This is a genomic window from Psychrobacter sp. KFRI-CH2-11 (assembly GCF_038239325.1).
Taxonomy (GTDB): domain Bacteria; phylum Pseudomonadota; class Gammaproteobacteria; order Pseudomonadales; family Moraxellaceae; genus Psychrobacter; species Psychrobacter celer.
Genome location: NZ_CP151283.1, coordinates 1,334,434 through 1,348,340, shown reverse-complemented (window position 1 = coordinate 1,348,340; position 13,907 = coordinate 1,334,434). Strand labels below are relative to the sequence as shown.

At 48.4% G+C, this 13,907-nt stretch carries 11 protein-coding genes; 6 read left to right on the top strand and 5 right to left on the bottom strand.

Features of this window, described 5'->3' with window-relative positions:
• The first annotated feature begins 152 nt into the window (after positions 1-152).
• The 3 genes from AADH33_RS05640 to xseB all read left to right on the top strand — a co-directional run bounded on the left by AADH33_RS05640 (position 153) and on the right by xseB (position 2,710).
• The gene (locus AADH33_RS05640; protein ID WP_075102097.1) at positions 153-521 is read left to right on the top strand and encodes a hypothetical protein; all 369 of its coding nucleotides are present in this window, start codon (positions 153-155) and stop codon (positions 519-521) included.
• Positions 522-829: 308 nt separating this feature from the next.
• Entirely contained in the window at positions 830-2,392 is a 1,563-nt protein-coding gene (xseA, locus tag AADH33_RS05635; RefSeq protein WP_075102098.1) for an exodeoxyribonuclease VII large subunit, read from the top strand.
• Between the two features lie 60 nt (positions 2,393-2,452).
• On the top strand, positions 2,453-2,710 hold the full coding sequence (xseB, locus tag AADH33_RS05630) for an exodeoxyribonuclease VII small subunit (RefSeq protein WP_075102099.1): 258 nt from the start codon (positions 2,453-2,455) through the stop codon (positions 2,708-2,710).
• 10 nt (positions 2,711-2,720) lie between these two features.
• Here xseB and pncB read toward each other — a convergent pair whose 3' ends face one another.
• From pncB to AADH33_RS05605, 5 genes are all read right to left on the bottom strand, one after another.
• The gene (gene pncB / locus AADH33_RS05625) at positions 2,721-3,944 is read right to left on the bottom strand and encodes a nicotinate phosphoribosyltransferase (protein ID WP_075102100.1); all 1,224 of its coding nucleotides are present in this window, start codon (positions 3,942-3,944) and stop codon (positions 2,721-2,723) included.
• A gap of 295 nt (positions 3,945-4,239) precedes the next feature.
• Positions 4,240-6,123 (bottom strand): bifunctional peptide-methionine (S)-S-oxide reductase MsrA/peptide-methionine (R)-S-oxide reductase MsrB, encoded by a 1,884-nt coding sequence (msrAB, locus tag AADH33_RS05620; protein ID WP_348549840.1) that lies wholly within the window; start codon positions 6,121-6,123, stop codon positions 4,240-4,242.
• Between the two features lie 223 nt (positions 6,124-6,346).
• Positions 6,347-7,249, bottom strand: coding sequence for an ATP-binding cassette domain-containing protein (locus tag AADH33_RS05615; RefSeq protein ID WP_348549954.1), 903 nt, complete (start codon positions 7,247-7,249; stop codon positions 6,347-6,349).
• Between the two features lie 65 nt (positions 7,250-7,314).
• Positions 7,315-9,258, bottom strand: a complete 1,944-nt coding sequence (locus AADH33_RS05610) for a glycine betaine ABC transporter substrate-binding protein (RefSeq protein ID WP_348549839.1) — start codon at positions 9,256-9,258, stop codon at positions 7,315-7,317.
• A gap of 336 nt (positions 9,259-9,594) precedes the next feature.
• Positions 9,595-11,049, bottom strand: a complete 1,455-nt coding sequence (locus tag AADH33_RS05605; RefSeq protein WP_348549838.1) for a coniferyl aldehyde dehydrogenase — start codon at positions 11,047-11,049, stop codon at positions 9,595-9,597.
• Between the two features lie 630 nt (positions 11,050-11,679).
• Here AADH33_RS05605 and lipB point away from each other — a divergent pair.
• The 3 genes from lipB (at position 11,680) to AADH33_RS05590 (ending at position 13,907) form a co-directional block, all read left to right on the top strand.
• Positions 11,680-12,528 (top strand): lipoyl(octanoyl) transferase LipB, encoded by an 849-nt coding sequence (gene lipB, locus AADH33_RS05600; protein WP_348549837.1) that lies wholly within the window; start codon positions 11,680-11,682, stop codon positions 12,526-12,528.
• Positions 12,529-12,725: 197 nt separating this feature from the next.
• Positions 12,726-13,256, top strand: a complete 531-nt coding sequence (locus AADH33_RS05595) for an inorganic diphosphatase (RefSeq protein ID WP_075102105.1) — start codon at positions 12,726-12,728, stop codon at positions 13,254-13,256.
• A gap of 177 nt (positions 13,257-13,433) precedes the next feature.
• Complete coding sequence (locus AADH33_RS05590; RefSeq protein ID WP_348549836.1) at positions 13,434-13,907, top strand: hypothetical protein; 474 nt, start codon at positions 13,434-13,436, stop codon at positions 13,905-13,907.

Here is a 13,907-nt window from a genome sequence, read left to right as displayed (position 1 = left end):
GTAAGACAACGGTAAGAGCGCACACAATAACTACCTAGACACCAAAGCGCCGAATGGGTTAGATTCATACTGATTGTGTAGTGGTGACTGGCAAAGCGTCAGTGCCATTTATCATCATTAAAATACTCAACGTCTAAATTGAGGAATACATTATGATTACTATGAATAAAACCGCCGCTTTTGGTGCCACATTGGCCGCCGCACTTGCTTTGAGCGCTTGCCAAAGCACCCCGTCATCACCGGTCATTCAACGCGCCAACGCTACCTACGAAACCACCGGTATCGCCGATACAAAAGTTAAAGCACAACAAAATGCCATCGATAGCGCTCAAAAAACGTGCCGCAGCAAGCAAGTAATTATCATTGAGGACACAGTCAACTACAATGGTATCTTGGATGAGCGCACAGGCCGCATGGTTGGACAAGCTGGCGCGGTGCTCGGTAGTATCTTTGGTACCGGTTCACCAGATTTATCGCGTGATGACGACTATGAATACACCATCAGCTTTCGCTGCCAATAATTCGCTGCCAATAACGTGATGATGCGCAAACACCGCCGCTAGCCACTCGCCAGCCCTTCTGTTTGTCACAGCATTTATGCAGCAGATCGGTTGGCTTCTCTTTTTGTGACCGCGCTTTTGAGGTAAACTATCATCAGCTCAAAACCTTAAGCGATACACGCGGCGCTATTAGGGTTGGTTGTTTTTTTGCCGCGTTTTTTGCCGCATTGCTTTTTACAACATGGTCTCTTTGGTTTTGATAGCAACCATTTCATACCTTTTTGTCCCACTTTATACTTTTATGTCTTAGTCGGCTTTGGTCTCCTATTATGCGCAAACCCAATCTCTCAAATATCAAACAAGCCAAAGTCCTAACCCCTGCCAAAGACTTGGCGACGTTAGAAGCTGAGCTTGCTGAGCAAGAAAACAGCCTAGAAGTCAGTTTAGAAGACACGGTGCTGCGCTTAAGTGACTACTTGTCGGCGGTAGAGATGGTGGTAAAAGAAACCTTTAACCATCGCGTGTGGGTGAAGGCTGAGATTCGCAACTTATCGAGCAAAGGCGGACATTATTATTTTGAGTTGGCCGAAAAAGATGACGATGGTAAGGTCGTGGCCAGCTGCCGCGGCAACCTCTGGCGCTTTAAGGCCGCCCGCGTTTTGGCGAAGTTTGAGCGCGCAACGGGCATGCCGCTTGAGCGCGATCTGACCGTATTGCTCAAAGTATCGGCAGGTTTTCATGCGCAGTATGGCTTTTCGCTCACGATCGAGGATATCGATCCAAGCTACACGTTAGGCGATTTGGCGCGGCAGTATGCTGAGATGGTCGACCGCTTAACGGGCGAAGGACTCCTACATCTCAATCAGCAGCTACCGACACCCTTCGATATCGAGCATGTGCTGGTCATCGCTCCCGAAAAAGCCGCAGGATTGGGCGACTTTCAAGCCGATGCAGACCGCTTAGCCAGTACCGGTGCTTGTCAGTTTCATTACCATCATGCCACCTTTCAGGGCAATCATGCGCCAAGCGAGATTCGCCAAGCCATCGTCAGTGCGCAGCAGCAATTCCAAGATACCTATCAGCGTTTGCCAGATTTATTAGTAATTATCCGTGGCGGCGGTGCGGTGGGCGATTTGGCTTACTTAAATGACTATGAGCTGGCAGCATTGGTGGCTGAGCAGCCTGTTCATGTGTGGGTCGGCATCGGTCATGAGCGGGATAAAGTCATTCTAGATGAGGTGGCGCATACCAGCTTTGATACGCCATCAAAAGTCATCGCAGCGATTATCAGCCATCTGGCTCAGCTCATTACCCAAACGCTGCAATACCAAGCACACATCAAACAAGCCGCCACACAGCAGCTCACGATGGCTGAGCAAAAAACGTCACGACAATTGAGCCATATCCAATCGCAAACCATCGGTCAGCTGACCGCACTGCGAAAAGACAGTGATTATGCGTGGCGTAGCATTCAGCAAAGCGCCCAGCGCCAAGTTAAGCAAGCCGCCAGACTCACCAGCAATCTGCGCGCGCAGACTCAATCCTTGGCTTATCAGCAATTAGCAGCCGCTTCTACTTATAGTCAAAACTACCAAAAAACAGTGATACAAACCGCCCAGCTGCGCGTCATACAAGCGCAGCGTAACAGCGAGCATCTGCGCGACATTGTCCTTTTGCACCGTCCTTCTCGTGTGCTCAAGCAAGGCTATACCATGCTCACTGATGCCAAAGACAAACAAATTCTGACCAGCAGCACGCAGCTTTATCCTGAGCAAACCATTCATATCGTCTTAAAAGATGGCAAAGCACAGGCACAGATTGTTGAGGTTAAAGACAATCACAAGAGGACAGAATCTGCTAATACGCTAACCGAATCAGACAACAACGTTTAAGAACTAATTACTTAAACCCTATTATCTACCAAAACCATTACCAGAGCTTAGGAAAACCTTATGACTACCCCGACTCGCCGACGCAAAAAAGCCGCCCCGAAAACCTTTAAGGCGGCTTACGATATTTTAAAAACCAATGCCGAGCAGCTACAGCAGCAAGATGAACCAGACATCGACAACCTTATGACCACGGTCGAAGAGTCAATCGCCGCGTATCGCGTCTGCGAAACCCGCATCAATGCCGTACAGCAAGCGCTAGATGCGGCGTTTGCTGAAGAAGATCGCACAGAGAGTAGTGATCAAAATAGCAACCGCTAATGGCGCTTTATTATGGCGTATCCACCTCAAACACTTGGCGAAGATAGGCAAGATACGTGTCATTATTAATCATGGTCTTGCCTGGGCTGTCAGACAATTTTGCCACAGGCTGACCGTTACACTCGACCAGCTTTAGCACGATATTGATTGGGGTGATGCCCATGTCATTGGTCAAGTTGGTGCCGATGCCAAAGCTGGTTTTGATACGGTCTTTAAAATACTGATGCAGCTCCCACGCTTTGTCCAAATCCAAACCATCACTAAAAGTCAAAATCTTAGTTTTGGGGTTTATCTTGAGCTTTTTATAATGCGCGATGGCCTTGTCACCCCACACATAGGGGTCGCCACTGTCGTGACGCAAGCCATCAAACAGCTTGGCAAAATACAAGTCAAAATCACGCAAAAACGCATCCATACCGACGACATCTGTCAGCGCGATTCCTAAGTCGCCGCGATACTCATGGACCCACGCTTCCAGCGCCGCTTTTTGTGAATCGCGCAAACGCACATCCAATGCCTGAAATGCCTGCATAAACTCGTGCGCCATCGTACCGATCGGCGTCATTCCCAGTTTTTTTGCTAGATAAACGTTTGAGGTGCCGCCAACTATCTTTGGAGCAGCCTTATGTAAGGTCTCCACCACATGCGCTTGCCAAGATTTGCTAAAGCGGCGACGCGTACCAAAATCAGCCACGATAAAAGGCGGTGTATCGGGGTTATAGCTGCTTTGCTCGGCTGCATAATAATGCAATAGCTCAACTTTGGCGTCTAGCCGGTGCTGGCCTTCTGCCAAAACTTGAGCGTCTGATAAGGCACTAAAATACAACTCATTGACAATGGCCAAAACAAACACTTCAAAAAACATCGCCTGTATCATCGGTCCTTCGATATCGATGCACAGTCTGTCTTTTTCATCGGTGCTGACAGTGATAAAACGGCGCTTGAGCTTAAACAGCTCGAGATAATCAACGAAGTCTGAACGAATAAAGCGCAAACCGCGCAGATATTCTAATTCATCTTCCAAAAACCGTAACTCGCACAGACTATCTAGTTGCTGCTCTAGAGCGTCTTTGATATCGGCTAAGGGATAGACAGTATCCTTATTATTGCGGCAACGAAAGCGATAAACCCCATGCGTCTGTGGAAACTGATGCAGCATGGCTTGGAGCATGGTGAATTTGTACAAATCGTTATCAAGTAACGAGGTAATAATAGGTGCATAGGTAACGGTCATACTATGGCCTTAGAAACACAAAAATAAAAAATAACGTCACCTAATACTCAAAGCGACACAGTATATAATATGATAAACAACCAGATATGGCGCACAAACAGCACGTTTGCAGCGCGCATTCATCAGTCGTCAAGTATAACGAAATTTGCTGCTTTTTTCAGAGTTCATGCTTTCTTGGTGCTTTTATTAAGGCGTGTCCTCAATTTAATTGATAGTCAGCTAAGAGTCAGCTAAATGGATCAAAAAAGGCAAAACAGTGTATAACATTGTACAACGCTGTCGATAGATAGCATTACTACGATGTAATCAGTTTGACCAAAGGCGCATAGCCTGACTGCGGCATCACATCGACGGGGATAAACTGCAGCGCGCCACCATTGATACAATAACGTAGGCCGCCACGATCCTTTGGCCCATCGGGGAACACATGACCCAAGTGTGAGTCCGCGACCCGCGAGCGCACCTCGGTACGCACCATATTAAACGCTCGGTCTTCGTGCTGGGTAATCACCTGCATATCAATGGGCTTGGTAAAGCTTGGCCAACCGCAGCCTGACTGGTACTTATCCGTGGATAAAAACAAAGGCTCGCCCGAGACCACATCGACATAAATCCCAGGGGCAAACAAATCATCATACTCATGACTAAACGCCCGCTCTGTCCCTGCCTGTTGAGTGATATTGTACTGAGCCTTGGTGAGCGTCTGCTTTAGCGCACCTTTATCAAACCCAGCATAACGCTTGGGCTCTAGCGCTTCTGCGACGGTGCTGACAGGCGCAAGCTTGGGTGGTGCCGTACTCTCAAGCTTATCATCAGCGAGGCTGAGATCGACATGACAGTAGCCATTGGGGTTTTTTGCCAGATAGTCTTGATGATACATCTCCGCCACATAAAAGTTGTCTAATGGTTCATTTTCGACCACAACTTTTTGCTTATATTGGCTCTGTACTCGCTTTAGCGCCGCGTCGATGACCGCTTTATCGTCTTGATCGGTATAATACACCCCAGTACGATACTGCACACCGCGATCATTGCCTTGTTTGTTTAGGCTGGTCGGGTCAATGACGCGAAAATAATACTGCAAAACCGTATCAAGATCTATCTTATCAGCATCATAAGTGACTTTTACTGCTTCAGCATGCCCTGAGCCGCGAATGACATGCTCATAACTGGGATTGGCAGTATCCCCATTGGCATAGCCTGATAGCGCATCGACCACGCCATCGACACGCTCCATATAGGCCTCAACACCCCAAAAGCAGCCACCTGCCAGATAGATAGAGCGGGTATTGATGGCGTTGCCTTTGTCATTATAATACACCCCATCTTTTTGCTTGATGGTTTCAATCTTGCTATTGCTGGCTGCCGCTTGGGCGGTTGCAGGCTTGCTACTGCCAGCCTTTAGCTCGGCAAAGTCGTTTTCGGCATTGTCCGCCAGCGCATACGCTTGCTCGGGCGATATATTGCCTTTGACTAAGTGTACCAAGTTGCCGTTTTTATCCAGTATCGCCCAGCTTGGATAGACCTGCACGCCCAGCTGCTTGATGATAGCGCCAGAAGGGTCAGTCAATACCGGTAGTTTGGGATACTCTGACTGCACGCCTGCATACCATGAGGCAAACTCACCCTCAGCTTTCTCATTGAGATGACCAGGACTTACCATAGTGACTACGTTTAAACCAGAGAACTTAGAATCGAGGCGCCACGCTTCGGTTTCGGCCAGCGTGCCCAAACACAGCGGGCACCAGCTCGCCCAAAACTTAACCAAGGTCGGCTTATCAGAGTCGATCACTGCCGCGCCTGTCTCGCCCAGACCTGTGGTCAATTGCGGCAATGCTTGCATCTGCCCAAGCATGTCAGATGGCAGCATATCTCGTGAGCTGGTCACGCCGCTGTTTTGCTGACTGGCACTACTGCCAGCACTACTACTGGCACTATTATCAGCATTGCTCATTTGGCCGCAAGCCATCAGCAGCCCAGCGCTGAGCACCGTCATCACACCATAGCGGCTGGCAGTTTTTAGGTAGCGTGATGGTTTTGAGTGAGGGGGCTGTTTTACTAAATGCTGTGATGAGGGGTTGGCGGCAACGTTATTTATAGAGTGGCTGATACTTGACTGATCTTTGTACCAATTTAAGTGGCGTGGTTGATCGTTTTTATCGGTAGGCTGGTTTGACATAATAGGTCCTTTAACTCACACTGCTAAATAGGTCCTTTAACTCACACTGCTATGAGTGGCAGATATTTTTATGGTACGACCATCTTTGCCTAAATACAATTCAGACAATATTAAAAACAGCGGTTTCATATTGAGTTTTTGTTAACCACTGTATCGCCAATCAAACCCTACACTCTATCGTGCAAAATGCTTTTGCTGTCGATAAAAAACACCAAAACAAGCATCACGACTTAGTGTGCATAAACTGCGCCACATAATCATCAGCAGGGTCGTGACGTAGCTGCTGCGGGGTGCCCGTCTGTACCAAACGACCACCATTTAAGATGCTGATGCGTTGGCCGACCTTGATGGCCTCATCGATATCATGGGTAATAAAAACGATGGTCTTGTTCAGCCGATCTTGCAGCTCCAGCAGTTGGTCTTGTAGCTGAGCACGAATCAGCGGATCAAGGGCAGAAAACGCCTCATCCATCAGCAAGATTGGGTTGTCTGTCGCCAGTGCCCGTGCCAGCCCAACCCGCTGCTGCATACCGCCTGATAGCTCGTCAGGGTAGCTGTGCTCTAGATTGGGCAGTCCGACTTCATTGAGCCAATGCCGTGCAATCTCATGGCGCGCTTTGGTACTCATCTTTCGTACCCGTAGGCCATAGGCAACGTTTTGTATGACAGTCATGTGCGGTACTAGGCCGAAGTGCTGAAACACCATACTGACGGTATGCTGACGATACTGCTGCAGCGCTTTATCATTGAGCGTCAATATATCGATAGCAGACGATCCTGCTTGCGCTGTAGTCTGCGTCTCCTCTGCTACTGCCGTGGCAGGCGCGCGACTAGGGTTTGTTGTATGCAGGCTGGTATCGACCCATATTTTGCCACAGCTTGGGTCTATTAGACGATTGATATGCCGTATCAAAGTCGACTTGCCTGAGCCTGAGAGCCCCATGATACAGTGCAGCTCCCCTGCTTTGATGGCGAGGTTGATGTCATAAAGCCCGACCGAATACCCTGTCTGCTCTTTGACCTCGGTACTGTCCATCCCTTGCGCCAATAGCGATAAAGCTACCTGCGCCTGCGCCGTGCTGGCATTATAAATCTTACTGATATTTTCAAGCTGAATATGGTTCATCATGGTTCTCGCTATGGGGGTTTTATGCGGTTTAGCACAGCTTAGCTCGATGCAGCCGCTACTTATCAACCTATCGGACGCTTGCCAGCGTCGATGGTTTTTTGGCGGGCGCGCTTGCCTTGACCAAATGCCTGAGTGATACGATCAATGATAATGGCGACGATGACGATCGCGGTGCCTGCTTGTAGCCCTTGACCGATATTTAGCGTTTGAATAGACTGCAGCACATCCTCGCCAAGACCTGGCGCCCCAATCATAGAAGCCAGCACCACCATGGACAGTGACATCATCACTGCTTGATTGATCCCCGCCATGATACTTGGTAATGCTTGTGGTAGCTTAATCCAAATCAGCAGCTGACGATGCGTACTGCCAAACGAGCGCCCTGCCTCGATCATCTCATGATCGACTTGGGTAATACCCAGCGTCGTCAGGCGAATCAGCGGCGGCAAGGCATAAATGACGGTAGCAAACAGCGCTGGCACCTTACCAATTCCAAATAGCATCAGCACCGGAATCAAATATACAAAGCTTGGCATGGTCTGCATCACATCCAAAATGGGCGTGACTATCTTACGCAGTATCTTACTGCCCGACATCGCAATCCCGATCGGAATGCCAATCACCACTGTCACCAGCACCGAGACGATTAGCAGGGCAAAAGTATCAATCAGCGCGCCCCACAGCCCAAAAGCACCGATCAAAAACAGCCCTGCACCGCATGCCAAGGCAAACCACACCTTACGAACCGCAAACCATCCCAATACCGTGACGAGTAAGATAAGCAGCCATGGCGGCATTGCGGTCAATAGCCGCTCAATCGGTAATAATAAATAAGTAAGTGCCAAAGTACTGATGGTACGAAACACCTCACCGTAGTTTTTTACCACGCTTGCCAAGGTATTATTGAGCGGGGTCTCAAGCGACCATGATGGAAAGCTCGATGCAAGGCCAAATGCGTGATTATTGATGCCATCATCATGAGCGATAGTGCTATCGTTGGCTGCCGCACCTGTGAGGCTAATACCTAACTGCGCTGCTAGATTGATGGCCGCTTCGTCAGTCACCCACGTGCGCCAGACGTCTGGATGCTCGCGCAAAAACACCAACGCTTGCTCTTCGCCGCTACGTTTGTTTTCACTCATCTCTAAGATAGCGCCATTGAGCGCATCGGCACTAAACTGTACGTTATTAAAAACATCAACCAGCGCTGGGTGGGACGCTATAAACGGGGTGGAGACAGCAATCCCCAAAGGAGAAACGGGGAAGCCTGAGACGCAGTCAGCGCTGCCATCTGCGCGCAGCAAATCCTGCCAACAAGCATCATCGTGCGCAGGAAACTCAAGCGCGGCAAAGTCGTATTTCGCCATCAACCCTGTCGGCTGCCAGTAATAAAACAATAAGGGTTTGTGCTGCTCAAATGCAGACGATATCTCGGCATCGAGTGCCGCGCCCGTACCGGGATGCACGTTGTTAAAAACACCGTCCAATCCTGTATTTTTTAGTAGCCGCGTATTAAACACCTCACAAGTCCAGCCAGAAGGGCAATTCATAAAACGAGCACTGTCTGGATCTTCTGGGTCTTCAAACAAATGGGCATACTTGGGCAGATCTTGGTAGCTGCGCAGTCCCGGATTTTCTTCTAGCACGTATTTGGGCACATACCAGCCTTGGGTTGCGCCGCCTTTGAGCGTATCGCCGATGACAGCAACTTTATCTTGCGCAATGGCCTGTTCCATGATCGGTGAGCGCCCAACCCACTGCTCACCGATGACTTGAATATCGTCTTGCGACAGCGCGGTTTCGAGCGCAGGGCCAGCACCTGGCACCTCCTCGACCGCACACTCATAGCCATCTTCGACGATATACTTGAGTACCCCAGAGATAAACTGACCACTCTCCCATGTCAGCGCGCCAAATTTGACAGGTGATTGGCAGGCCGCCGAGGCTGCCACGGGCAGGAGTAATATACTCATACAGAGTAAACTTAACGCAATCCATTGGCGCATGCTCAGTCCTATTGATGATGGGTGCCGCTCGCCTATACCTACACGTAAGTATGAACGAATCTCTTGCGTCAGTAGCACGCATGAGCGATTGGCTTAAATGATAGGTTGCCGTTGTTTAGAGGTACTACAAAGTGTAGCGACTTCTCACAGAGATGACAAATGCTTATTGTTCACTACCCATGCGCAGTCTACCGCTATTTGGCCAAAAAAAAGCACCTACCTAGGTAGATGCATAAGTATGCTTAAAACGTGTCGCCATAAGGCTGTATCAGGCATGGCTACACTGAGCATGATTATATCGGACACAGTGACTTACAAGGCGACTGTGTTTGAGTGCTACTTTAAAAATAGAGCCATGGCTTTTTTAAACAGTCCACCATAAGGCGGTAGTAGTAAATTCATGCCGTTGAGCTTGGCCTGTACAAACACCGGCTTCATGTGACTAAGACGCTCAAATCCTGCCTTACCATGATAAGCACCGGTGCCCGAATCACCAACGCCGCCAAAGGGTAAGTCATGCTGCGCCACGTGCATGATGACCTCGTTGACACACAGACCACCTGAAACCGTGCGATTACGCACTTGCTCTATATCGCCTTGATGTTCGCCAAATACATACAAAGCCAGCGGACGCGGGCGCGAATTGACCAAGTGAATGGCATCATCTAGCGTTTCGTAGTGTATCAAAGGCAAAATCGGCGCAAAAATCTCATTGTCCATGACCTCACTGTCTAACGCAGGCTCCCGAACGATCACAGGCGGCATCAGGCGTTTTTCGCTGTTGGCCTCAATCGAGGTCAGCGCATGCACCTGCTCGCTTGGTAGCGCGTTCAAATAGCCTTTTACACGCTCAAACTGCGCGCCATTGATGATGCGCGAGTAGTCAGGATTGTGCTCAATATTAGGATAGTGCTTATCCATCCAGTCTTTTGCCGCTTGGATAAATGACTCATGATAACGACGGGGAATCAGCACATAATCAGGGGCGATACAGGTTTGACCAGCATTTAGTGTCTTGCCCATCATCACGCGATTGACCACCGATTCCAAATTGGCATCATCCAAGACGATCACCGGCGACTTACCACCCAGCTCTAACGTCACTGGCGTCAGATTGGGGGCGGCGGCGGCCATGACTTTTTTGCCGACCGCTGTCGAGCCAGTATACAGCAGATGATCAAACGGCAGCTCACTAAAAGCCACCGCGATATCGACCTCGCCCAGCACCACACATATCATGTCGGAGGAAAAATAACGAGCCACAGCATCGGCGAACGTCTGCGCAAACTTTGGTGCCGCCTCACTCATTTTAATCATGATTCTATTGCCAGCAGCGAGCGCATCTATCATCGGGCCTACGGCCAAAAACAGCGGATAGTTCCAAGGCACCATGATGCCGACCACACCTAACGGCTGCGGCTGGATTTCGTTGTGGGCTGGCATATACAGTGCCGAGATCGGCGCACGCTGGGGCTTCATCCATTTTTTGCCGTGTTTTTTGGCATGACTAATCCCTGTAAAACTCGGGAACAACTCAGCAAACTGCGTCTCAGACTCACTACGATGGCCAAAGTCAGCGCTGATGGCACTGGCAAAGCTGGCTTGGTTGTCGCTGAGCATCATCTCAAGGTTATCCAGCTGCGTCTCACGCGTGGCCCAGTCGTTTATCGGCTGCGTACGGCTCAGCGCTTGTAGATGCTCAAATTGCGCTCGCATCTCTTCGGCAGTGTGCGCGATACTAGAGGCTTGATGCGGCATATGCTCATTGATATTTTGGGTATTGTCTGTCATGTCTCTTCCTTGTTATATGCGTTGGGACTGATATACTTTTTTGGGCAAGCGGCGCTGTATTTTTAGAGCACATCCTGCCTGTCTTCGTTTTTAGCAGACCCAACCAAAATCCGTCATAAAAAACAGTCATAAAATTGTATCCCTTACGCTTTGTAGACGCTCCGACGGGCACTTTAATGTAGCGCATCGACCGAGCAATGAATAGCATTTTAAACTGACTAGTGCGTTTTTTAATAGAGCAAAAGTCATCGCTCACACCGTATCCAAACTTTTTAATTTCCAGATTTTTATTTGGGCGGTATCTGATAGGCAGATAAGTTTGGGCGACACTGCCAAAAACTGCTACACTTTAGGCAACTGACCTACTTGGACGTGTCCTCATTTTAAAAATGGCAATAAAAATAAGATAAATTGCCGTCAAACACTGTAGGGCGTGTTGAACATTCAACACGCCCTAATCAAACAACGAAAATAGCGCAGATAATATCGAGATATTCATTAGCTATTTGATACTGTTTGGTGAGATTTAGCCATTTTTAACTCATTTAGATGGCTATCGATTGAAGAGGACACGCCCTTGCCTTCATACCTTTTGCCAATTTTATATATCTACCATATGTTGTGACTGCCATGCAAAACGCCATACAACCCCTGAGTGACACGCTGATCAGTAAGTCTTTGTCCGCGGCCGATTATGTCCCTACCTTGAATGCGATGCTCGCGCGCACGCTGACACGTATTGAGTTAAAAAAAACCAAACAGCAGCGCACGCCCGATGAGCTATGGATCGTCGATCACAATGATGTCTATACCTTAGGACAAGCGGGTAAAGAAGAGCACATTTTGCAGCGTACAGACACCCCAATTATCAAAACCGATCGCGGTGGTCAAGTGACTTGGCATGGTCATGGGCAATTGGTGCTGTATTGGTTATTTGATTTAGAGAGCTTGGGCTGGAGTGTGCGCAACTTAGTTTCACACGCTGAGCAAGCCATCGAAGATGTGATCAATGACTGCTTACAAAACCACACAGCTGGTGATACGCGCATTCGTGCCCATGCGCGCCGTGATGCGCCAGGCGTCTATCTCTATGCCGATACCAGCGCAGAGTATGACGACAGCCCTACCGATAAAGGCATTGTATCGACTGATATCCAGCCGTCATCCATCATGTTAGGTAAAATGGCGTCATTAGGCTTTAAGATTAAACATGGTTTTAGTTACCACGGTATCGCTATTAATTTAACTTGTGATTTATCCGCGTTCAATGCCATCAACCCATGTGGCTATGCTGGCATGCAGATGCTTAGGTTAGCTGATTTTATCAACATGTCCCCCTCCCCAAAGACACGAAGCGCAGAGCAAACCCGCGAACCCTTGAGCTATGAGAGCGTCACACAAAAACTCATCGACAATATCGCTCAGCGCCATGCAGGACAGATAGCACTGCGCGCGTTGGCTCCCAAACCAAGTCGCTAAAGCTTGTGGCCTTTGAGTCTTTTTTTGCATAATATCTTGCACGCTTAGACTTAAGCATTTTGAGAAAAATTGTCGCAAACTTGCTATAATCGCTGGCGGTACAGACAGCTGTCATACCTATATGACAGCTCAGCTCAACCTTTGAGCTTTTCTTATTGTATTTAGACATTTAAAACAAAAGCAAATCGGAGTATTTTATGGCAGATTTTAACAAAATTTTGGACGCAGGCGACGTAGACGGCGGCATCATCAACGTGGTAGTAGAAATCCCTACCGGTAGCAGCCATAAAATCGAATGGAACCGCGAATTGGCTGTGTTTGAGCTGGATCGTATTGACCCACAAATCTTTGCCAAACCTTGTAACTACGGCTTTATCCCGCAAACGCTAGACGAAGATGGCGACGAGTTGGATGCGCTGATCATCACAGAGCAGCCACTGCCGACTGGTATTTTCTTAAAAGCCAAAGTCATCGGCGTGATGAAGTTTGTAGATGATGGCGAAGTCGATGACAAAATCGTCGTCGTACCAGCGGACGATCGTGATACCGGCAATGCGTACAACAGCTTAGAAGACCTACCTAAACAGCTGATCAACCAGCTACAGTTCCACTTCAGCCATTATAAAGACCTGAAAAAAGCGGGCACCACTGTGGTTGAATCATGGGGCGACGTGGCTGAAGCCAAAGAAGTTATCAAAGAGTCTATCCAGCGCTGGAAAGACCTATAAACCACCACTGAGACTCAGATAATCTCACTGCAATATACCGCTGTCATAACAATGATAGCGGTATTTTTTTGTTTATCTGCTGCTCAAATACCGCTCACCGCTTGAATGGTGCTCGGTTAAAATGGTTATAATAACTCATGCTTACATGCTATATGCTCATCGACAATAAGGAAAACCATGTTTAACCCCGACCCAAGCTCAAAGCCAGTCAATCCAAAACTGCCAAAAGATGTGATCATGATGGTCGAAAAAAACAACCTCGTCATGGCCATCAAAACATTGGCGCAAGATGAAAATATCAGTATGGATGAAGCCAAGGTGCGAATAGACGCTTATGAAACCGCGTTAAGAGTAAAGCAGCAACAAAAACTCAATACCATCGCAAACAAACAAGGCATCTCTAATCACGCCATTAGCTTTGATCGAAAGCAAGAAACAAAAGAAGAGCTAGAATCTGGCAAACTGATCAAAACACGCGTCAAAACCACCAAGCAGACTCAAGGTTTTAAAGACTTACAACAGGGGGTTGATAGCCAGCTAAATAACTTGGGGTACAAAAAACCCTTAATGCCATATTGGACAAAACGTTTATTGCTGATTGTGGTGATTATGGCAGGATTGTTTTGGATATTGTGGCGAGTGTTTGGTTAG

Excerpts from the sequence above, each read along its gene's own strand:
- AADH33_RS05640 (WP_075102097.1), top strand. The coding sequence starts at position 153 with ATGATTACTATGAATAAAACCGCCGCTTTTGGTGCCACATTGGCCGCC.
- xseA (WP_075102098.1), top strand. The coding sequence starts at position 830 with ATGCGCAAACCCAATCTCTCAAATATCAAACAAGCCAAAGTCCTAACC.
- xseB (WP_075102099.1), top strand. The coding sequence starts at position 2,453 with ATGACTACCCCGACTCGCCGACGCAAAAAAGCCGCCCCGAAAACCTTT.
- pncB (WP_075102100.1), bottom strand. The coding sequence starts at position 3,944 with ATGACCGTTACCTATGCACCTATTATTACCTCGTTACTTGATAACGAT.
- msrAB (WP_348549840.1), bottom strand. The coding sequence starts at position 6,123 with ATGTCAAACCAGCCTACCGATAAAAACGATCAACCACGCCACTTAAAT.
- AADH33_RS05615 (WP_348549954.1), bottom strand. The coding sequence starts at position 7,249 with ATGAACCATATTCAGCTTGAAAATATCAGTAAGATTTATAATGCCAGC.
- AADH33_RS05610 (WP_348549839.1), bottom strand. The coding sequence starts at position 9,258 with ATGCGCCAATGGATTGCGTTAAGTTTACTCTGTATGAGTATATTACTC.
- AADH33_RS05605 (WP_348549838.1), bottom strand. The coding sequence starts at position 11,049 with ATGACAGACAATACCCAAAATATCAATGAGCATATGCCGCATCAAGCC.
- lipB (WP_348549837.1), top strand. The coding sequence starts at position 11,680 with ATGCAAAACGCCATACAACCCCTGAGTGACACGCTGATCAGTAAGTCT.
- AADH33_RS05595 (WP_075102105.1), top strand. The coding sequence starts at position 12,726 with ATGGCAGATTTTAACAAAATTTTGGACGCAGGCGACGTAGACGGCGGC.
- AADH33_RS05590 (WP_348549836.1), top strand. The coding sequence starts at position 13,434 with ATGTTTAACCCCGACCCAAGCTCAAAGCCAGTCAATCCAAAACTGCCA.